Source organism: Streptomyces sp. NPDC023838 (assembly GCF_040639555.1).
Lineage (GTDB): Bacteria > Actinomycetota > Actinomycetes > Streptomycetales > Streptomycetaceae > Streptomyces.
On sequence record NZ_JBFAAD010000001.1, the window covers coordinates 140144 to 160591 of the forward strand.

General features: G+C 70.9%; 17 protein-coding genes and 4 pseudogenes. 10 read left to right on the forward strand and 11 right to left on the reverse strand.

From position 1 onward, the window contains the following. Positions 1 to 184 precede the first annotated feature (184 nt). Both AB0G17_RS00695 and AB0G17_RS00700 read left to right on the forward strand, forming a co-directional pair. Positions 185 to 304, forward strand: a pseudogene (locus AB0G17_RS00695) (pectate lyase); the annotation flags it as partial. A 316-nt stretch (positions 305 to 620) separates the two neighbouring features. Continuing rightward, positions 621 to 1193, forward strand: a complete 573-nt coding sequence (locus AB0G17_RS00700) for a dihydrofolate reductase family protein (protein WP_361374006.1) — start codon at positions 621 to 623, stop codon at positions 1191 to 1193. A 32-nt stretch (positions 1194 to 1225) separates the two neighbouring features. Here the strand turns inward: AB0G17_RS00700 and AB0G17_RS00705 are convergent. The 5 genes and pseudogenes from AB0G17_RS00705 to AB0G17_RS00725 form a co-directional block, all read right to left on the reverse strand. Further along, a pseudogene (locus AB0G17_RS00705) lies at positions 1226 to 1348 on the reverse strand (regulator); the annotation flags it as partial. 28 nt (positions 1349 to 1376) lie between these two features. Next, on the reverse strand, positions 1377 to 2009 hold the full coding sequence (locus tag AB0G17_RS00710; protein WP_361374008.1) for a hypothetical protein: 633 nt from the start codon (positions 2007 to 2009) through the stop codon (positions 1377 to 1379). A gap of 466 nt (positions 2010 to 2475) precedes the next feature. Further along, positions 2476 to 2940 carry a cyclic nucleotide-binding domain-containing protein gene (locus tag AB0G17_RS00715; RefSeq protein ID WP_361374010.1) on the reverse strand — a complete coding sequence of 155 codons (465 nt, stop codon included), beginning with the start codon at positions 2938 to 2940 and terminating at the stop codon, positions 2476 to 2478. An 86-nt stretch (positions 2941 to 3026) separates the two neighbouring features. After that, the gene (locus tag AB0G17_RS00720; protein ID WP_361374012.1) at positions 3027 to 3305 is read right to left on the reverse strand and encodes a glycosyl hydrolase family 65 protein; all 279 of its coding nucleotides are present in this window, start codon (positions 3303 to 3305) and stop codon (positions 3027 to 3029) included. Between the two features lie 80 nt (positions 3306 to 3385). Continuing rightward, a pseudogene (locus AB0G17_RS00725) lies at positions 3386 to 3601 on the reverse strand (universal stress protein); the annotation flags it as partial. 395 nt (positions 3602 to 3996) lie between these two features. Here AB0G17_RS00725 and AB0G17_RS00730 point away from each other — a divergent pair. The 3 genes from AB0G17_RS00730 to AB0G17_RS00740 all read left to right on the forward strand — a co-directional run bounded on the left by AB0G17_RS00730 (position 3997) and on the right by AB0G17_RS00740 (position 6357). Next, positions 3997 to 4698: a universal stress protein gene (locus AB0G17_RS00730; RefSeq protein ID WP_361374014.1), complete on the forward strand. Its 702-nt coding sequence runs from the start codon at positions 3997 to 3999 to the stop codon at positions 4696 to 4698. A 332-nt stretch (positions 4699 to 5030) separates the two neighbouring features. Beyond that, positions 5031 to 5573: a ricin-type beta-trefoil lectin domain protein gene (locus AB0G17_RS00735; protein ID WP_361374016.1), complete on the forward strand. Its 543-nt coding sequence runs from the start codon at positions 5031 to 5033 to the stop codon at positions 5571 to 5573. A 43-nt stretch (positions 5574 to 5616) separates the two neighbouring features. Further along, positions 5617 to 6357 carry a universal stress protein gene (locus AB0G17_RS00740; protein WP_361374018.1) on the forward strand — a complete coding sequence of 247 codons (741 nt, stop codon included), beginning with the start codon at positions 5617 to 5619 and terminating at the stop codon, positions 6355 to 6357. 92 nt (positions 6358 to 6449) lie between these two features. Here AB0G17_RS00740 and ppk2 read toward each other — a convergent pair whose 3' ends face one another. Further along, on the reverse strand, positions 6450 to 7253 hold the full coding sequence (ppk2, locus tag AB0G17_RS00745; protein ID WP_361374020.1) for a polyphosphate kinase 2: 804 nt from the start codon (positions 7251 to 7253) through the stop codon (positions 6450 to 6452). 52 nt (positions 7254 to 7305) lie between these two features. Between ppk2 and AB0G17_RS00750 the strand changes: the two genes are divergently transcribed. Further along, a complete protein-coding gene (locus tag AB0G17_RS00750; RefSeq protein ID WP_361374022.1) occupies positions 7306 to 9687 on the forward strand; it encodes a phosphoketolase family protein in 2382 nt (793 codons plus the stop codon). A gap of 7 nt (positions 9688 to 9694) precedes the next feature. Here AB0G17_RS00750 and AB0G17_RS00755 read toward each other — a convergent pair whose 3' ends face one another. Beyond that, positions 9695 to 9931, reverse strand: coding sequence for a hypothetical protein (locus tag AB0G17_RS00755; RefSeq protein WP_361374024.1), 237 nt, complete (start codon positions 9929 to 9931; stop codon positions 9695 to 9697). 115 nt (positions 9932 to 10046) lie between these two features. On the opposite strand from AB0G17_RS00755, the gene AB0G17_RS00760 reads away from it, so the two are divergent. Next, positions 10047 to 10526, forward strand: coding sequence for a polyketide cyclase (locus tag AB0G17_RS00760; protein WP_361374026.1), 480 nt, complete (start codon positions 10047 to 10049; stop codon positions 10524 to 10526). A 90-nt stretch (positions 10527 to 10616) separates the two neighbouring features. Here AB0G17_RS00760 and AB0G17_RS00765 read toward each other — a convergent pair whose 3' ends face one another. Beyond that, on the reverse strand, positions 10617 to 11312 hold the full coding sequence (locus tag AB0G17_RS00765; protein ID WP_361374028.1) for an SDR family oxidoreductase: 696 nt from the start codon (positions 11310 to 11312) through the stop codon (positions 10617 to 10619). Between the two features lie 232 nt (positions 11313 to 11544). Between AB0G17_RS00765 and AB0G17_RS00770 the strand changes: the two genes are divergently transcribed. Next, positions 11545 to 12420: a LysR family transcriptional regulator gene (locus AB0G17_RS00770; RefSeq protein ID WP_361374030.1), complete on the forward strand. Its 876-nt coding sequence runs from the start codon at positions 11545 to 11547 to the stop codon at positions 12418 to 12420. 685 nt (positions 12421 to 13105) lie between these two features. Continuing rightward, positions 13106 to 14914 (forward strand): annotated as a pseudogene (locus tag AB0G17_RS00775) (glycoside hydrolase family 3 protein); the annotation flags it as partial. A 90-nt stretch (positions 14915 to 15004) separates the two neighbouring features. Here AB0G17_RS00775 and AB0G17_RS00780 read toward each other — a convergent pair. Then, a complete protein-coding gene (locus tag AB0G17_RS00780; RefSeq protein WP_361374032.1) occupies positions 15005 to 15247 on the reverse strand; it encodes a hypothetical protein in 243 nt (80 codons plus the stop codon). 649 nt (positions 15248 to 15896) lie between these two features. Between AB0G17_RS00780 and AB0G17_RS00785 the strand changes: the two genes are divergently transcribed. Then, entirely contained in the window at positions 15897 to 18626 is a 2730-nt protein-coding gene (locus AB0G17_RS00785) for a discoidin domain-containing protein (protein WP_361374034.1), read from the forward strand. Positions 18627 to 18922: 296 nt separating this feature from the next. Here the strand turns inward: AB0G17_RS00785 and AB0G17_RS00790 are convergent, their stop codons facing one another. Both AB0G17_RS00790 and AB0G17_RS00795 read right to left on the reverse strand, forming a co-directional pair. Then, positions 18923 to 19480 (reverse strand): hypothetical protein, encoded by a 558-nt coding sequence (locus tag AB0G17_RS00790; RefSeq protein WP_361374036.1) that lies wholly within the window; start codon positions 19478 to 19480, stop codon positions 18923 to 18925. After that, a complete protein-coding gene (locus AB0G17_RS00795; RefSeq protein WP_361374038.1) occupies positions 19477 to 20406 on the reverse strand; it encodes a class I SAM-dependent methyltransferase in 930 nt (309 codons plus the stop codon). The genes AB0G17_RS00790 and AB0G17_RS00795 overlap by 4 nt, the downstream gene beginning before the upstream one ends. Between the last annotated feature and the right edge of the window lie 42 nt (positions 20407 to 20448).

The following is a 20448-nucleotide window of genomic DNA, read 5'->3' on the forward strand; positions in this document are numbered from 1 at the left end:
GGAGACGAGAGATGACTTCACCAGCGCAGACCCGCATGCGGCGGCCCCGCCGGCTCGCGGGCCACCGCGCCCTCGCGGCGGGCGCCGCCGCGTTCGGCCTGGCCGCCACCGCGATCCTCGGGGGCGCACTCACCGGAACGGCGAACGCGGCCACCGCCGCGGCCGCCTGGCCTCCCCCCACCACCAGATCAAGCCGTGCGTGCGCTACGAAGGCAACAACACGGGCGCCGAGCCGAAGGTGCTCGGCAGCGGCCCGGACGGCGCGTACTGCCGCTACTCGGCCGCCGACATCACCTACAACTGACCGGTTGTCAGCTGTGGTTCAGCTGTAGCTCAGCTGCAAGCCGCGCGCCCGGCGACGGGCCATGCCGGGCGGCGGCCCGCGCACCCCGATGGCTCGCTCCCCTCCGCCCCTGCCTTCCTCACCCCCCGCAACGGCGCACCTGTCGGTGCCCGTATGGAGGAGCAAAAAGGAGAAGAGCGACGGCCGATGAGTTTCTCCACGGTTCCCAGTCAGAGATCATGGTCGGTACGTGGCCGGGCCGCCAGTGCGGCCGAACCACGCACCGACCCGACCTGCTGAGAACCAGTCACCGGATACCAGACACCGAGGAACTTAGATGCGCACCCTGATCAGCACCGCTTTCATCTCTCTCGACGGAGTCGTCGAGGCCCCGGGCGGCGAGCCCGGCTACCGGAACTCCGGGTGGACCTTCAAGGACATCGAGTTCCTCCCGGAGGCCTTCGACATCAAGGGCCGAGAGCAGCAGGAAGCCACCGCGATGCTGATGGGTCGGACCAGCTACGAGGCGTTCAGCCCGGTCTGGCCCGACATGGCGGACTTCGCGGACTACAAGGTGATGCCGAAGTACGTCGTCTCCACCACCCTCACCGAGGACGACCTGGTGGCGAACTGGGGCGAGACCACCATCCTGCGCTCGCTCGACGAGGTCGCCGCCCTGAAGGAGACCGAGGGCGGCCCGATCATCGTCCACGGCAGCGCCACCCTGAACCGGGCGCTCTCGGACGCCGGCCTGATCGACCGCTACCACCTGCTCGTCTTCCCGCTCCTGCTCGGTGCGGGCAAGCGCCTGTTCAGCACGACGGACAAGGACACCCAGAAGCTGAAGCTCGTGGAGCACGAGGCGTACGCGAACGGCCTGCAGAAGAACGTGTTCGACGTGCTCCGCTGACAGGTGACGCCGACCGGTCGAGGACAGGCCCGTCAGCGCGTGACTCCGCTGCCGTACGGTGCGTACAGGTCGAGGAGCCGGGTCCGAGCCTGCTGCAGTCGGTGGGCTACGACCCGGCCGACCCACAGCGCGACCGAGGAACCGAGCTGTGGGTCGCTGTCGCGCATGCGCCGGCTTCGCGGTTCACCGCAGCCAGCTCCGGTCGCCGACGAACGGCAGGCGCTCCCACAGTCGGCCGAGCCCCCAGGTGCGGCCGGCGCCGGCCACGGCGAGGGTGATCAGGACGGCCGCGTACAGGACGTGGTAGTCGATCAGCGGGTTCGAGGACGCGCTGAGGGTGCCGTCCGAGAGGTGGCGCGCCGGGGGCCATTCGGCAGCCCACATCAGCGCCATCAGGGTGGTTCCCGCCACCGCGGCCAGGCGCAGCGCCACGCCGGTTGCCAAGGTGATGCCGATGCCGAGCAGGCCCAGCATGAACAGCCAGTCGGCCCAGGTGTCACCGGCCCAGGAGTGGAAGGTGGACTCCAGCGGGCCGGCGGCGACGCCGCTGAGGAACCCCTTGGTGGGGGAGCCGCCGTCGATCCAGCCCTTGCCGGAGCGCGTCGCGTAGCCCCAGCCGAAGGTCTTGTCGAAGAACGCCCACAGGAACGTGAACGCCGTCACGAGCCGCAGTCCGGCCAGTGTGCGCCCGAGTGTCGGCGATGCCGCCAGGGCGCGGTCGGCCGACGCGGTCCGCGCTGTGCCGTCCGCCCTGTTCGCGCGCCGGAAGGTGAAGCGGGTGTCTGCGTGCGGATGCGGGTGCCCATGTACTGCCATGGTCCTCGGCCCTCTCTTCATGTTCTTCATGTTCACGCCCAGTGCGTGGACATGGACAATGTGGCGCCGGGCGCGGGCCGCTGTGATGGGGGCGTTCGGGCCACCCGTGGGACCGTTGGTCCCACGGGTGGGGCCGGTCAGGACCGTTCGGCCCTCGCGGCCGAGGCGGGGTGCGGAACAGGGTGGGACCGGTCGCCAGGTCCCGTACCCATGGAGGACGTCATGCGGCCGCCGACGAGGCCGAGGCGCTGGTCCTGGGCTCACGGGGGCTTGCCCCCTCGCGTCCCTGCGACCCGCTGATCGACTACGCCGTCGAGGCCGCCCGGGTCCCAGGGGCCGGCCGGCTGGGCACCGGGTGCTCGTGTCGCCGCGCCCGACCCGTTCGGCCCGACCCCCAGCCGGGTCCGGTCGGCGCCCGTCGTGCGAGGCTCCTGGTCCGCGGGCTGACCGGCCGCTGCCGACGCGGTCACAGCACGGTGTCGCTGCCGCTGCCGTGCGGGGCGTACAGATCGAGCAGCCGGATGCGGGCCGCGTGGAGGCGGTGGGCGAGGACGCGTCCCACCCATGCTCCGATCGCGGCGGAGAAAGCGGGGTCGTCGTCCATCATGGTCCGCACGGCGGCCGCGTCGAACTCGTACGTACGGACCGGCGTCATCGCCTCGGCGCCCAGCTGCCACACGAACGGCCGGAACATCCACGACCAGCCCACCAGCTCGCCCGAGCCGAGCTGCCCGATCACGGCCGGGCGTCGGCCCGGAACGTGCATGTCGAGGGTCACGGTGCCGGAGCGCACGATCCAGAACCGGTCGGCGTGGCCGCCCTCGCTGAAGAGCCGCGTTCCGGCCGGGAAATTGATCTCGCGGGCGATGCCCATGAGGCGGTCGCGGTACTCGACCGAAAGCGCGGTGGTGATCGAGGTCGGATTGCTCATGGACGGCCTCCTTGTCCGGTTCCCTCTCCAGTGTCGCCCTGGAGTGGTCTTCGCGCGGCACCAGCGCCGAGGAGGGGTGTGCCTCGTCAATCGGGCAGCCGGAGGTCGCATACCTCTCCCGGCCGTACGGGTACGCAGCGGTCCGGAACCCCGAGCTCCAGAGGGGGCAGGCCGGACGGCGGCACCTCCACGCGCAGCAGCCCGGGCCTGATGCGCAGCCGTACGTCCCAGTGGCCTCGGAAGCGGATAGCGAAGCCGTATTCGGAGAGCTCCGGCAGCGGTACGGGATCCAGACACAGCGCGTCCCGCCGCACCCGCAGGCCGGTGAGCCCGCGCTCGACCAGGTCCAGGGTGCCCCCGGGCACCGCCCTGTACGGCCGTGGCCGCCTCCTTCGCTCCAGCGGATCATGCGGCGGTCAGCCGTGCTGAGGGAGGTTCGCCACCGGCATTCGGCGTGGTGGAGGAGGGCGTGGGGCACTCGGCTCAGCTGGAGGCCGAGGTGGCTGTGGCGCCGGCGGGCGCCCAGGACCAGGAGATCCGCCGTGGCCGACCGGTCGCGGAGCACCTTGTGGGCCGGGCCTTCGACGGCCGTGGGGACCACCTCGACCCCGGGATGCTCGGCGACCGGGACTCGGAGCGCTTCGTTGATCAGCGCGGAGGCGGTGCGCGCCTCCTTCAGCAGTGTGGCCTCGGGGTCCTCGGTCAGCTTCGCCGTACGGGCCTCCAGGTCCGGTACGCGGCGCCGGACGCGGTCGAGTGCGGTGCTCAGCAGCCGTTGACGGTGTATCGGGCCGGGTGCGGGGCCGAACGACCCTACGGGCAGGGTCGGTTCGCCCCTGCCCGGCGCGGGCGCGCCGGTGGGACTGTGCGCGTGGGGCCGTGGGGCCCCGCCCGGCGGACTCGACACCGGAGGTTGATCATGCAACGCCACATCACCGCAGGCATCGACGGTTCGCGCGAGAGCGTGGACGCGGCCGGCTGGGCGGCCCGCGAAGCGGTACGCCGCCTGCCGCTGCACCTTCTCCATGTGGACGACGGACCCACCGCGCGGCGGGGTTGCCCGAGCTGGACGGCCCTGGCGGGCGCGAGCGGACGGCGCTGGAGGGGGTGGCCGTCCAACTCGCCCACCGCCACCCCGCCTTGGAGATCCGTCCGGCCGTCGAGCCCGGTCCACCGACGGCCGCGATCCTGGAGGCGGCCGCGACCTCGGAGGTCCTCGCCCTCGGCTCGCGCGGTTTCACCGGTTGCGCCGCGTTCCTCGTCGGTTCGGTCGCCCTGGAGGTGGCGGCGCGGTCGGCGAGCCCGGTCGTCCTCGTACGGGCCGGGGAGTGTCCGGAGGACGAGCGGCAGGGGGAGGCGGGCACCGGGGCGTACCGGCCCGTGGTCCTCGGTCTCGATCCGGACCACCCCTGCGACGATCTGCTCGCGTACGCCTTCGACGCGGCCGCCACCCGGCGCGCCCCGCTCCACGTCTGGCATGCCTGGACCTTTCCCCTGGTGCCGTCGGCGGACGCGGAGGACCTGGTGGCGGAGAAGACCCGCGCCCTGGCGGCGGCGCTGACTCCCTGGCGGCCGAAGTTCCCCGACCTGGAGGTGGTGGAGCGTACGGTCCACGGCCGGGCCGGCCGCCATCTCGTGATGGCCTCCACCCGTGCGAGTCTCCTGGTCGTCGGCCGTCGCGCCGCCCGCCTCGGCCCGGTCGCCCACTCCGTGACCCACCATGTGCTGTGCCCGGTGGCGGTGGTTCCGCACGACTGACGCCGGTGCCGTCCGGGGCGGCGTGATACACGCCGAGGCGTCTCGTACAGTCGGCCTTCCCCGGAGGCCCGGCTTCCTTGTCCGGAGGCTGTCGGGGTTCCCCGGTTCCGAGTAGCGTGGCGACCCGCGCCGACCGGATGCCCGACCGCACCGCACGGACAACGGGGGACAACGGCCCTACTGAGACGGGCGGTTGAGGGACAACCCGGGGTCCGCGGCGTCAGTGACCGAGTTCCGCACCACCTGCACTGCCTGGACGATCGCCCATGCCACGACGTGGCAATCGGGGGCCCTTCCCCTGGGACACCACGATGACCCGGAAGGAACTGCCAGTGATCTTCGAACGAGACACCCGGAGCAGACCCAGGCGTCAACGACGTGGCCTGCTCGCGCTGGTCACCGCCGGGCTGGCGGTGCTGGCGATCGGTGTGACCGGCACACCCGCGCAGGCCGCGGGCTTCACCCCGATCAACGTCTGGAACTCGAGCCACTGCCTCGACAACGCCACCCAGAACGCCTCACGGCTGCAGATGTGGTCGTGCAGCGGCGCGACCGAACAGAAGTGGCTGGAGGGGTTCAACACCCAGACGAGCCTGTTCACCTTCACCAATCAGCGCACGGGCCTGTGCATCACCGCGCCGGCCTGGGGGCCGGGGACGGCCACCATGGCGTTCTGCAACGCGGCCGACCCCAGCCAGCAGTGGCGCGTCTTCTACGCGGACAACCCCAATGGGCCGCCCTCGGGCTGGTACGACGTCTGGCAGAACGTGTCGAGCGGGTACTGCCTGTCCACGCCCAGCGTGGGAAACGGCACTCTCGTGCAGACGATCACGTGTGACGCCTCCGTCAGGTACGAGAGGTGGCATCAGCAGTAGCCCCCGCCTCGCGTCAGGCTGTCGGGCGCTCGCCCCTCTCTGGATGTTCCAGCTGGGAGGCGAGCACCGCGGCCGGGAAGCCGCTGAGGGGCTCCGTCTGCGTCATCCGGGCGTCGAGTTCACGAGCGAGCAGAGATCCGGGCACCCCGGCGACGTGCTCTGCGAGGTGGCGAAGACCGCCGAACTGCTCGTCCTCGGATCGCGTGGCCTGAGCGGAATCGGCGGCTTCATGGTCGGTTCCATCGGGCTCAGCGTCGTGGCCCGCACCGGGCGGCCCGTGGTGCTGGTCAGGCCGGGGGAGCAGGCCGCCGACGAGCACGAGAGCGACCCGGCGGGAATCCCCGGCGCCGCGGCGTCCTTCCGGCCCGTCGTCCTGGGGCTGGACACCTCCCGCCCCGACGACACGCTGATCGAGTTCGCGTTCGACGCCGCCTGGCGCCGCGCCACGTCGCTGCACGTCGTGCACGGCTGGTTCCCGCCTCCGTACTACGCGTACGGGATGGCCGCGAATCCTCCGTTGCACGAAGCCGTCGCCCTGGGCGAATCGCAGGCGCTGGCCGAGGCACTGCGCCCCTGGCGGCAGAGGTTCCCGGACGCCGAGGTCGTCGAGGACTCCCGCTACGGCAGCGCCGCCGTGCTGCTCCTGGAGGCCGCGCAGGAGGCTTCCCTCGTGGTCGTCGGCCGGCGCACCCGGCGCGGCCCGCTGGGCGCCCATGTCGGCCATGTGGCGCACGCGGTACTGCACCACTGCGCGGCTCCCGTCGCCGTCGTCCCCCACGGCTGACACACTCCGAGGAGGAGAACTCTGGCGAAGGCGGAGGCCGCACGAGCATGTGATGCCGTACCAGGAGGGACGTGAGCGGGGTGGCCGGCTGTTCAGAGGGTCGCCGCGTGGTCCGGGACATACGTCTGCAGGTTGCGCGGCGGGCGTTCGTAACCGGTCGACGGCGGCCGTTCCGGCAGCCGCAGCACCTGCGGCGCGGCCTCCTCGTACGGGACGGAGGCCAGCAGATGGGCGATCGTGTTCAGCCGTGCCCGCCGCTTGTCGTCGCTCTCCACGACGTACCAGGGCGCCTCGCCGATGTCGGTGTGGACCAGCATGTCGTCCTTGGCGCGGGAGTACGCCTCCCAGCGGGTGATCGACTCCAGGTCCATCGGCGAGAGCTTCCAGCGCCGCAGCGGATCCTCCAGCCGGCGCCGGAACCGGTCCTGCTGCTCTGTGTCGCTCACCGAGAACCAGTACTTGCGCAGCAGGATCCCGTCCTCGACCAGCATCCGCTCGAAGATCGGGCACTGGCGCAGGAAGCGCTGGTACTCCTCCTGCGTGCAGAAGCCCATGACGTGCTCGACGCCGGCCCGGTTGTACCAGGACCGGTCGAACAGCACGATCTCCCCGGCGGCCGGCAGATGTTCCACATACCGCTGGAAGTACCACTGGGTGCGCTCGCGCTCGGTCGGCTTGGGAAGCGCCACGATCCGCGCCACGCGCGGGTTGAGGTGCTCGGCCACCCGCTTGATCGTGCCGCCCTTGCCGGCCGCGTCCCGCCCCTCGAAGACCACCACCAGACGGGTGCCGCTCGCCCGGACCCACTCCTGCAGCTTCACCAACTCCGTCTGCAGGCGCAGCAGTTCGCGCTCGTAGACCTTGCGCGGCAGCGCCGCCGCCTTCTTGTCGGCCATGCCGCCTCCACCACCCGATGACCTGCCCCCGACGACTTCTGGAGCCCCATCCATGTCCAAGGTCGAACACCAGGACGCCACCGTACTTTCCGACGACGAACTGCGCACCCTGGACGCGCACTGGCGCGCCGCCAACTACCTCGCCGCGGGCCAGATCTACCTGATGTCCAACCCGCTGCTCACCGAGCCGCTGCGGCCCGAGCACATCAAGCCCCGGCTGCTGGGCCACTGGGGCACCTCGCCCGGCCTGAACCTCGTGTACACCCACCTCAACCGGGTGATCAAGGCACGGGGGATCGACGCCGTGTGCGTGTGGGGGCCGGGGCACGGCGGGCCCTCCGTGCTGGCCAACTCCTGGTTAGAGGGCAGCTACAGCGAGATCTATCCGGACGTGCCGCGCGACGCGCAGGGCATGGGGCGGCTCTTCGGGCAGTTCTCCTTCCCCGGGGGAGTGCCCAGCCACGTGGCGCCCGAGACACCCGGCTCGATCCACGAGGGCGGTGAGCTCGGCTACTCGCTGTCCCACGCCTACGGCGCGGCCTTCGACAACCCGGGCCTGCTGGTCGCCTGTGTGATCGGCGACGGCGAGGCGGAGACGGGACCGCTCGCCGCCGCCTGGCACTCCAACAAGTTCCTCGACCCGGTGCACGACGGCGCGGTGCTCCCGATCCTGCACCTCAACGGCTACAAGATCGCCAACCCGACCGTGCTCGCCCGTATCCCGCAAGAGGAACTCGACGCGCTGCTGCGGGGGTACGGGCACGAGCCGATCCATGTGAGCGGCGACGACCCGGCGCAGGTGCACCGGGACATGGCCGCCGCCCTCGACGACGCGCTGGACCGGATCGCCTTGATGCAGCGGACCGCCCGCGAGGAAGGCATCACCGAGCGCGTGCACTGGCCGGTGATCGTCCTGCGTACGCCCAAGGGCTGGACCGGCCCCGCCGAGGTCGACGGCGTGTCCGTCGAGGGCACCTGGCGCGCCCACCAGGTCCCGCTGGCCGGCGTCCGCGAGAACCCCGAACACCTGCGGCAGCTGGAGAGCTGGCTGCGCTCCTACCGGCCCGAGGAGCTCTTCGGGCCGGACGGGCGCCCCGTCGCCGACGTGCTCGCCTGCCTCCCCGAGGGCGCCAGGAGGCTCGGCGCGACCCCGCACGCCAACGGCGGACTCCTCGTGCGGGAGCTGCCCATCGCCCCGCTCGACGACTTCGCCGTCCCCGTCGACAAGCCCGGCACGACCCTGCACGAGCCCACCCGTGTCCTCGGCGACCTCCTGGCCCGGGTGATGAAGGACACCGCGGGGCGCCGGGACTTCCGGCTGGTGGGGCCGGACGAGACCGCCTCCAACCGGCTCCAGGCCGTCTTCGACGTCAGCGGCAAGGCCTGGCAGGCCGAGTACCTTCCGGTCGACGAACACCTCGAACACCACGGCCGGGTGCTGGAGATCCTGTCGGAACACACCTGCCAGGGCTGGCTGGAGGGATATCTGCTGACCGGCCGGCACGGACTGTTCTCCTGCTACGAGGCGTTCGTGCACATCGTCGACTCGATGGTCAACCAGCACATCAAGTGGCTGAAGACGTCCCGCGGGCTGCCGTGGCGCGCCCCGATCCCCTCCCTGAACTACCTGTTGACCTCGCACGTGTGGCGGCAGGACCACAACGGCTTCTCCCACCAGGACCCCGGCTTCGTCGACCACGTCCTCAACAAGAGCCCCGAGGTCGTCCGGGTCTATCTGCCGCCGGACGCCAACACGCTGCTCGCGGTGGCCGACCACGTCCTGCGCAGCCGCGATTACGTCAACGTCGTCGTGGCGGGCAAGCAGCCCTGCTTCGACTGGCTGTCCATGGACGCCGCCCGCGCCCACTGCGCCCGGGGAGCCGGGATCTGGGAGTGGGCGGGAACGGAGAACGGCGGCGAGCCGGACGTCGTCCTGGCCTGCGCCGGCGACGTGCCCACCCAGGAGGTGTTGGCCGCCGCGCAGCTGCTGCGCCGACACCTGCCCGACCTCGCGGTCCGTATGGTCAACGTGGTCGACATGACCCGGCTCCTGCCGCACGAGGAACACCCGCACGGGATGAGCGACTTCGAGTACGACGGGCTGTTCACCCAGGACAAGCCGGTGATCTTCGCCTACCACGGCTACCCGTGGCTGATCCACCGCCTCGCGTACCGCCGCACCGGTCACAAGAACCTGCACGTGCGCGGCTACAAGGAGTCCGGTACGACGACCACGCCGTTCGACATGGTCGTCCGCAACGACCTGGACCGCTACCGCCTGGTCATGGACGTCATCGACCGCGTCCCCGGTCTCGCCGTGCGCGCCGCCGCCGTACGCCAGCAGATGGCCGACGCCCGCACGCGCCACCACGCCTGGATCCGTGAGCACGGAACCGACCTGCCGGAGATCGCGGAGTGGGCCTGGAACGCCTGACCGCCGTTCACTCCCGGCGCCGGTCGCGGACGGCCGACACGGAGCGGGCCGCGCGGAGCGGAAGGGGGCCGATCGGCTGCCGCGGAAGAGCCGACCGGCCCCGGCGGGCGTCCGGGTGGCCCATCAGGCGGGCGCCGCGGCGGACGGAGTCGATGCGGGGTTCGGGTTCGACGCCGTCGATGACCTGGATGGTGACCGGCTCCCGGCGCCGCCGCAGGATGCCCCCTCCCCTGACGCCCCCCACGATGCCCCCCCCACGACCGATGAGTTCCGCCCCGCCGCGTCGTCTGTATGTGGGGAACGTCCTCCTTCTGCTCGTGGGGGAGGCCCGGGACGAGACGACAAGGAGCGTGCACACCGTGGACCAGGAGAGAGTGAGCGCCACCCTCACGGTCGCTGTGCCGGCCGCGAGGGTGTTCGCGGTGCTGGCGGATCCGACGGCCCATGCCGCGATCGACGGCACCGGCTGGGTCCAGGAAGCGGCCGACCGGGCGCCGCTGACCGAGGCGGGTCAGATCTTCCGGATGGACATGTATCACCCTGGCCATCCAGACGGCGACTACCGGGTGGTCAACAAGGTCCACATGTTCGACCCGCCGCGCACCATCGGCTGGCTGACGGGGACGGAGAAGGGCGACGGGCGGCTGGAGTTCGGCGGCTGGATCTGGCGTTACGACCTTGAGCCGCTCGGTCCGTCGGAGACCGAGGTCACGCTCACCTACGACTGGTCGGCGGTGCCGCAGTTCATCCGGGACCGGGGCATCCAGTTCCCGCCATTCGGCCCTGACCACCTCATCAACTCGCTGCGGCACCTAGCCGAGTTGGTCTCCGGTAGGTGATGTCGCCGACCAGGATGAGCACCAGAACCGGAGACCTGCCCTGTCAGCGACTTCTCGAGCAGCGGAAGAAGTGCCGCTGTGGCCCCAGACCTACCAGGGCACGACCTGCCCCTCGTAATCCAGGAACTGGAGGCCGGGCTTCCCCTGCTGGCGCTCGATTGTCTCCGCCACGCCGGGAACGCTCTCCTCGACGCTGAGCTCGGCGTGGGGGCCGCCGAGTTCGGTGCGGACCCAGCCCGGGTCCATGAGGAGCAGTGTCCGCGAGTCACCGGCGTGGCGGGCGGCGTAGCTGCGCATCAGCTGGTTCAGCGCGGATTTGCTGGCGCGGTACAGGTCCTGTCCGCCCTCGGTGTTCAAGGCGATGCTTCCCTGGTCCGAGGACATGATGCCGATGGTTCCGGTCGGCGCGACCAGCGGGCGCAGGGTCTCCACGACGCGCATCGGGCTGAGCGCGTTGGTGATCATGACCTCGGCGAACATGTCCGTCGGGACCTCGCCGATCGGCAGATCACCGCGCGTGATGGCGGCGTTGACGAAGAGCAGGTCGAGAGCGCGTCGCGCCAGTCGGTCGCGCAGTGCCGAGATCTGCTCCGGGTCGGTCATCTCCAGCGACTCGATGGTCAGCCGCCCCCCGGACGCGTCGGCCAGGTCGTGGAGACCGGTGCGCCGGCTGCCACGGACCGTGCCGATGACGTCCCAGCCCCGACGGAGGTACTCGGCGGCGAGCCCGAGGCCCAGGGTCCGTGAAGCCCCGATGACGAGGGCGGTCTTGCGGGTGTCGTTCATGTGATTCCTTGGATGGTCAGGGCGTCAGGACTGCCGCGAAGCGTCGTTGACGGCGGTCGTCGCGATGGGCGATCGTTCGTCGGTGGAAGCGGCACTCTCCAGTCGGAGAGCACAGGAACCGACTGTCGACGCCGGCTGCTGCGGCGATGCCGGCGAGCGATCACGTTGCAAGTCTCCGAGCGTCCGAGGCGGGCGTCCAATACCCTTCCAACCACATTGATACCGTGAGGGCATGGACCTGGATCTGCGAAAGCTCCGCTACTTCGTCGCGGTGGCCGAGCACCGCCACTTCGGCCGGGCGGCACAGGAGCTGTTCATCGCGCAGCCGGTTCTGAGCCGGCAGATCCGCGCGTTCGAGCAGGAGCTGGGATGCTCCCTGTTCACGCGGACCACGCGCAGCGTCGAGCTCACCCCTGCGGGGCAGCAGTTGTATGACGAGGCGTCAAGGATCACCACGGTGGTGGACATGGCGCTGCGGCGCGTACAGGAGGCCGAGCGCGGCGAACGGCGGCTCGTCGTCGCCTTCGCGGCCGGCCTGCACGTGGCGGACACGATCCGGGCGTTCACGGCGAGTCATCCCGAGATCGAGGTCGATGTCCTTCCGCTGCGCTGGTGGGAGCGGGACGCGCCACTCCGCGACGGCCGCGCGCACGTGGGGTACCTCCGGCGCCCCTTCGAAGACTCGGGGCTATGCATCGTCCCCATCGGTCACGAGACCAAGGTCGCGTGTCTGTCGGTGACGCACCCGCTGGCCGGCCGCGACGCCCTCACCCCGGCCGATCTCGACAGGGAGACGATCCTCGATGTCAGGGCGCGACGGACGTCGTCGCTGGAGGAGAAGTTCGAACTCGTCGCCTCCGGACAGGGCATCGCGCTCGTCCCCGCCAGTATCGCGGGCTCTTACTCCCGCCCCGACCTCGTTTTCTTGACCGTCACCGACGCCCCGTCGGTCGAGACGTGCCTGGCCGTACCGGAGAGCAACTGCTCGGGCCCCGTAGCCGACTTCCTGGACATCGCCACCACAACACTGCGCGGGCACTCCGGCGATTCGGAGAGCGAGGACGAACTCGGGGCCGTGCCCCCGGGACTCGCGGCCGCCACGGACTGACCGGGAGTCCAACGCCCGAGCATGCGCGCTCCAGCGGCAGGCAACACAGGCCCGCACGGCGGTACGTCGTGAGCTCTGCCCCATTCGCGCTTGTCAGAAGCACGCCGCTTTGGCTTCACAAGGTGAAGCTATGCAGACCGCTTGACAGTCAATCAGCGGCACTGGCTTCATTTGTCGCAGCGTAAGCGAGCCGCGCGAGCTCGCATGTCGCTGCCCCGCACTGGTCCTTCTGTATTGGATGTACCGGCTGTTCGGATGTGCCGGATCTATCGGAGACGGTTCTCGTGGGCCGCTTGCCCCCGAGTTCCCCCTCGCATCGATCCCGAAAGGAGTCGATGTCGGCGCTGCCTCACATGGGGAGCGCTCTCCCCATTGGCCGGATCGTCAACCCGCACAGCGGCAAGTGCCTCGACACGGCCGCCGGTTCCACGGCCAACGGTGCCAAGGAACCCAGCCCAACCAAGTCTGGAAACAGAAGTAGCGCCCCCGGCGCTGCGAGACTCGGCGCCGGGTCACCTCAAGGAGTACCGACGTGACACATCAGCCCGTACGCGGCACCGTGCCGCGCGCTCGTACCACCGGCCGACGGCGCACGGCAGGCCTGCTGCTGACCGCCGCCGCCTTGGTCGCCACCGCCGTCCCGGCTGCCCCGGCCCTGGCCGCTCCCGACTCCGCGGCCGCCGTCTCCCATGGCCGCCTGCTGCCGTATCTCAACCCGGAACTGCCCGTGGGGCGGCGGGTCTCCGACCTTCTCGGCCGTATGACGACGGCGGAGAAGATCGGCCAGATGACCCAGGCCGAACGCGGCTCGGTCGACGCCGACCCCGCCCGTATCACGGACCTCAAGCTGGGTTCGCTGCTGTCCGGCGGCGGATCCACTCCCACGCCCAACACGCCCGCGGCGTGGGCGGACATGGTCGACGGCTACCAGAGCCACGCTCTCGCCACCCGGTTGCACATCCCGCTGCTGTACGGGATCGACTCCGTCCACGGCGACGGCAACCTGATCGGCGCGACGATCTTTCCGCACAACATCGGCATGGGCGCCACGCGTGATCCCCGACTGGTGGCCGAGGAAGAGCACATCACGGCCACCGAGACCCGGGCCACCGGCCCGCAGTGGGTCTTCGCGCCGTGCGTGTGCGTCGCCCGCGACGACCGCTGGGGCCGTACGTATGAGAGCTTCGGCGAGGACCCCGCCCTGGTGCAGCGGATGGAGAGCGCCATCGACGGCTTCCAGGGCACCCGTGCGAAGGACCTGGCCCAGCCCGACCGGGTGCTGGCCACCGTCAAGCACTACGCGGGTGACGGTGACACCACGTACGGGACCTCCACCACCAACGACTACACCGTCGACCAGGGGACCACCGTCACCAGCCACCGGCGCTTCGCCGCCGTCGACCTGGCGCCGTACGTCACCGCCGTCCAGGTCCACGGGGTGGGCAGCGTCATGCCGTCGTACTCGTCCGTCCAGTGGACCGACGTACCCGGCAGCCGGCCGGTCAAGATGAGCGCCAGCAACGAACTGCTCACCGACGTCCTGAAACGGAAGATCGGCTTCGAAGGGTTCCTCATCAGCGACTGGGACGCCATCACCCAGCTGCCGGGCGACTTCGCCACCCAGGTGCGCACCTCCGTGAACGCCGGGATGGACATGTTCATGCAGCCGTATGACGCCCCCGAGTTCGAGCAGGCGCTCACCGCCGAAGTCCAGGCCGGCCGCGTCCCGATGTCGCGCATCGACGACGCGGTCTCGCGTATCCTGCGTGCGAAGTTCCAACTCGGCCTGTTCGAGCACCCCTACACCAACCGGGCCGGCATCGGCACCGTCGGCTCGCCCACCCACCGGGCCGTGGCCCGCCGCGCGGTCGCCGAATCCCAGGTCCTGCTCAAGAACGATCACCACACACTGCCGCTCAAGCCCTCCCAGCACATCTACGTCGCCGGAGCCAATGCCAACGACCTCGGCAACCAGGCCGGCGGCTGGACGGTGAGCTGGCAGGGCCAGTCAGGCAACACCGCCTTCCCCGGCACCACCATCCTGCAGGGCATCCAGCGCGACGCGAAGGACGTCACCTACAGCGCCGACGCCACCGCCCCCACGGCCGGACACGACGTCGGCATCGTCGTCGTCGGCGAAACCCCTTACGCCGAAGGCGTCGGCGACGTCGGCACTGGCGGGCACACCCTGAACCTCTCCGCCACGGACCAGGCGAACATCGACCGCGTATGTTCCGCGATCAGGACCTGCCTCGTCCTCGACGTGGCGGGGCGCCCGCAGATCATCACCGGCCAACTGCCCAAGGTGGACGCCTTCGTCATGTCCTGGCTGCCGGGCAGCGAGGGCGACGGAGTCGCCGACGTCCTCTTCGGCAAGCGCCCCTTCACCGGCAAGCTCCCCGTCACCTGGCCCCGCAGCGAGGCCCAGGAGCCGATCAACATCGGCGACGCGCACTACGACCCGCTGTTCCCCTATGGATACGGCCTGACCACCAGGCCCTGAACCCCCGCCCCACTCCCTCGGTGCCGGCCGCGCCACCCCGGCGCGGCGGGCACGGGCGGGTCAGACACGGCCATCGCGTGGTCAGGGCGTGGGGCGGGCGGCGGCTTCGGCGGCGTGGAGTGCGTCGAGCGTCCGCTGGAGTTCGGCCAGCGTGGCCAGGGGGACGTGCCGGGTCGTCGTGGCCTGGCCGTTGAGCGCGCCCGGCACCGCGGGGAGCTTGGGCAACGGCGGCAGCTTGACGCCGAGGAGGCCGCCCAGCACGTCCTGGAGGGTCTTCACCAGCCCCGTCACGATCGACAACAGCCCGCCTCTCGCCTCCGTCATCGGCGGGCGCCGCGGGCACGGTGCTCAGCGGTGTCGGCGGGCTCGGCGCCTTTCCCTGGGCAGCCGGATCCGCCCCTGTCGGCAGCGGCTTCACCGGGAGGGGCGCCGACGGCTGCCACATGGGTGCGGCAGGGGCCGTGACCGGCTACGGGGTGTCGATGCCGGGAAGCGCGACAGCGGCGGCAGAGGCGACCGGGGTCAGGCTGAGGGCTGCGGTCAGGACGGCAGCGGTCCAAGTGGCACGCATCAGAGATGGTTCTCCTGTTCGAGATGTGATCGGTCGGCGGATACCGGGGCGACGGGAAAGGACACCCCGTCTCCTGGTCCACATCACACCGTGCGACACGACGACCACCTCAGCTACTGCTCCTGCGCCGAATGCGTAGCCTCACCCCTGCCGAGGGCCACTGTCGGGCCTGGACGGGCGAGTGGGCGCGGCTCCACGAGGTGGAGAGTCGCCCAGGCCCAGCCATCCCTTCGGCCCAGCCGCACTGCCCCCGCGCACTGACTGACACATCTGAGCCCGCTCACCGAACCGTCCCGTCCATGAATTCGGGACTTGACGAAGAACGCACAGCTATTGACGCGGATCGTTCAGGAAATTTATGGTCCCAGGAACCTCGCAGGCGAACCAGAGTGACGGAGAACAATGACGTACTCCCTCGGTGTGCGGCCGCGCGCCGCCCGACTGACCGCGGTGCTGCTGGCCGGAGCGCTTGTCACCTCAGCGCCATCGGCGGCCTCGCAGCCGACGAAGAACACCGCCGCCACGACCGCTACCTGCCGCGACAGCGACGACTGGACGCTCGGCACCACCCGTGTGGACGCGGCAGACACCCACCATGCCTTCGTCGGCAACGGCTACCTGGGCCAGCGCGTGCCGCCCAACGGCGCCGGGTACGCCGACAGCGAGGCCAAGACCGGCTGGCCGCTGTTCACCCCGCGCTACGACGGCTCCTTCGTCTCCGGCCTGTACGCGCACAACAAGCAGACCGCCGGCGACCGGCAGGCCGTCGCGGCGCTGCCCACCTGGACCGCGCTCGCCCTCACCACCGGTGGCGCCACCGGCGATACCTTCAACTCTTCGACGCCGTCCGGCCGGATCTCCCACTACCGGCAGTCGCTCTTCCTCCACTGCGGACTGGTGCGCACGTCGCTCACCTGGACCGCCGCCGACGGCCGCCGGACCGACCTCGTGTACGAGGTGCTCGCCGACCGCGTCAATCCGCACGTGGGCGCCGTACGTATGAGCATGACGCCGCACTGGAGCGGGGAGGCGACCGTGACCGACATGCTGGACGGTCGCGGTGCGCGGCGTATGCGGCAGACCGGCGGCGGAGACCGGACCAGTGGGTCCCACCGCGACGGCAGGACCGCACCGACCATGGATGTGGCCTTCCGTACGGACGGCACCAACGTGGACGGAGCTGTGGCCTCCACCCTGCGCGCCGGGGGCGGGACGTCTGGCGTCAAGGCCCAACGCGCCGGGCAGGCAAAGGACATGACCGCCCGACAGGCCCTCACTCTGCCGGTCCGGAGCGGGCAGTCGTACGACGTCACCAAGTACGTCGGCGTCGACACGGCGCTCACCTCACGCGCACCGCGCCGTGACGCCACCGCCACCTCGCGGCGTGCCGCCGACCGTGGCTGGGCGGCCCTGCTGCGCTCGCACACCGCGGCCTGGTCGCGGCTCTGGAGCAGCGACATCGAGGTGCCCGGACAGCCCGAGATGCAGTCGTGGGTGCGTTCGGCCCAGTACGGGCTGCTGTCGAACACCCGCGAGGGTGCGGCCAACAGCATCGCCCCGGCGGGCCTGACCAGCGACAACTACGCGGGCCTCATCTTCTGGGACGCCGAGACCTGGATGTACCCGGGCCTGCTCGCCACCCGGCCCGAGCTCGCCAAGTCCGTCGTCGACTACCGCTACCGGACCCGCGCGGGGGCGCGCGAGAACGCCCGCAAGCTCGGCTATCAAGGGCTCTTCTACCCCTGGAACAGCGGGAGTTCGGGCGATCTGACCCAGGAGTGCCACAGCGTCGACCCACCGCACTGCCGCACCCAGATCCACCTTCAGTCCGACATCTCCCTGGCCACCTGGCAGTACTATCTGGCCACCAAGGACACGCGCTGGCTGCGTGAGCGCGGCTGGCCGGTGCTGCAGGGCATCGCCGAGTTCTGGGCGGGCCGCGTCAGCCCCAACGCGGACGGCAGCTACTCGATCAAGGACACGGCCGGGCCCGACGAGTACAGCAATGGCGTGGACGACGCCGTCTTCACCAACGCCGGCGCCGCCACCGCCCTGCGCCACGCCACCCGCGCAGCCGAGCTGCTCGGCAAGCAGGCCCCCGCCGCGTGGAAGACGATCGCCGACCGTATCCGTATCCCGTACGACGCACGGCGCAAGGTCTTCCAGCAGTACGACGGTTACGGCGGCAGCACCATCAAGCAGGCCGACACGGTCCTGCTGATGTACCCGCTGGAGTGGCCGATGCCCAAGGGCTCCGACACCGCAACCCTCGACTACTACGCACAGCGCACCGACCCGGACGGCCCGGCCATGACGGACTCGGTACACGCCATCGACGCCGCCGGGATCGGCGAGCCGGGCTGCTCCACGTACACCTATCTGGAGCGTTCCATCAAGCCGTTCGTACGCGGACCCTTCGCGCAGTTCTCGGAGGCCCGCGGCGACAAGGCGGGCGCCGCGGACCCCCTGGCGGGCTCGCCCGCCCACGACTTCCTCACCGGTAAGGGAGGCTTCCTCCAGGTCTTCACCAATGGCCTGACCGGCATGCGGATGCGGGAGAACCGTCTGCACCTCGACCCGATGCTGCCGCCGCAGCTGGCCCGCGGCGTCACCCTGCACGGCCTGACCTGGCAGGGACGCACCTACGATGTCGAACTCGGCGCCCACCACACCACCGTGCGTCTCACCAGCGGCGCGCCGATGACGCTCGACACGCCGCAGGGCGAGCAGACCGTCAGCAGGGACGTCCCGGCCGTCCTCAAGACCCGTCGCCCCGACCTCACCCCCACCACCAACGCGGCCCGCTGCACCACCGCCACCGCCTCCTCCCAGCAGCCCGGCATGTACGCGGGCGCCGCGGTCGACGGCAACAGCGCCACGGCCTGGGTCCCCGACGGCGCACGCGGCGAGCTCACGACGGACCTCGCCAGGCCCGTCCGCGTCAAGAAGGTCACCCCGACCTGGAACGACACCAAGCCCGCCTCGTACAGCGTCGAGCTCTCCCTCGACGGGCGGCACTGGCAGCGTGCCGTGGCGGGTGATGCGCGGCTCGCGCGGTACGTACGGGTCACGGTGCAGGGTGACGCGGCGGCCAAGAAGCATCCGGGCATCGCGGAGCTGACGGTGAACTAGGGCCTGTCCGGTGGGTCCGGTGGTGACGTGTACGCCGGTCGCCCGCTACTCCGCCTCCACCGCCTTCCGGGCGCATCGCCCGCACAGGCCCTCCGCCGAGGGGGAGGCGGTGGAGTCGCGGCAGCCGGCGCGCGCGCTTCATCACCCGGCCGTGTACAGGCACACATCGAGTCATACGTCGTCGATCAGCTCGACGAGCTCGGTGATCTGTTCCATTTCCCCAGTGTCCACTGACGAACTGACCGGGCGCACCAGGGTTTCGCAGGTCAGATCAGTCGAGCCTGCGCGAGGCACGCTCATTCGCCGAAGGCGGCACGCGTCATGGCGTCGGCAGACCGCGGCTTGAGCACGTAGCGATACCAGCGGTGGTGCACCGCGGGTTCGACACTCAGCACGGCGGCTCCCGCGATCGCGCCTACCAGAAGGGCGGGCCAACCGCCGCCGTTGAAGAGCGCGCCCAGGCAGGCGGCGACGACGGCGACAGGGCGTAGGAGTGTCAGCGGGCCGAGGCCGATGACCACGGCGAGCGTGCTGGCGCGGAACGGCAGGAGGAAGTAGGCGGCGAGTGAGAGCAGGACGGCGGTGGCGTAGACCGCGAGCGGGACCATGTAGCCGATCCCGCCGGCCGTCAGGGAGTCGTACATCGAAGATCCGTCCGGCGCCGCAAGAAGCAGGAGGGCCGCGGCCAGCGCGGGAGCGAGCAGCAGGGCGGCCCCCACGGCCAGTCCACGCACGGCGGCTCGGGTGGTCGCACGGCGTTTGCGGATGCGGGCGTCGCGGCCGGCGTAGGCGCGGAAGCCGCTGAACGCCGCGTCGACGAGGCCGAGCAGGGCGAGCGGCACGGCCGGTGTCATCGGGTGGACTCGATGAGGTACTCGGGGCCGACGAGTCTGCGGGCGGCACGTCCCAGGGACCGTCGGAACGGCTCCTCCAAGTGCGGGCGCACACCGATGACCGGGCGCAGCGTGGTGCAGAACGGGTTCGCCGCGCCGCGGGGCTCGTACAACAGTGGTGTGATCCCGGGGACGTGGGCGGCGCGAAGCAGTGTTTCGTCGCTGTGGGCGCGCCGTGCGGAGGCGACGCCGTCGTGGCGGCCGAGGGGATGGCGCATCCGGGCGCGGTGGAAGATCCACGCCCCCAGGGGTGCGATGCGGGTCGCGGCGATGTCGAAGTGGCAGAAGGCCTGCGCGGGCGAGGCGGCCTGGGACCGGAAGAACCCGTCCAGGGCGGGGCCGGGGAAGTGGTGCAGCAGGCCGGTGGAGATGTAGACGGTCGCCGCCTCCGGCAGATCGAACGCGTTTCCGTGGATGAAGCGGCAGTCGAGTCCCTCGGCGCGGGCCAGGCGGCCGGCCTCGGCCACCAGTGCGGCGTCGAGGTCGACTCCGACGAGATCGACCTCCGGTCCCAGCGCGTCGGTGGCCGCCAGCCGGCGAACGGCGTAGCCCAGACCGCAGCCGACATCGACCAGGCGGTACCGGCCCGGCCTCCCGCTGGTCGATCTGATCGCTTCGAAGAGCGGACCGAGCAGGTGCAGGAGGCGTTCGCCGATCCGGAGCTCCTCGCTGAGACGCTGAAGTTCGGTGTGCACGCTGACCAGCAGATCGTCCACGGCCTGCGGGTCCAGTAGCCCGTCCCGGTCCGTGGGCAGCCCGGCGACGATCCGGGCGGCGCGCTCGTCCCCGGCCTCGTCGAGCCGGCGGACGACCTCGCTACGTGACACCGGGAGGCGTCGGCCGGTGTGGGGATCCACCGCGGTGATCAGGTCGGAAATCTCCAGCACGGGCACGAGGCAGAACCCTACGGCTTCGTCCGCGCACCGGCC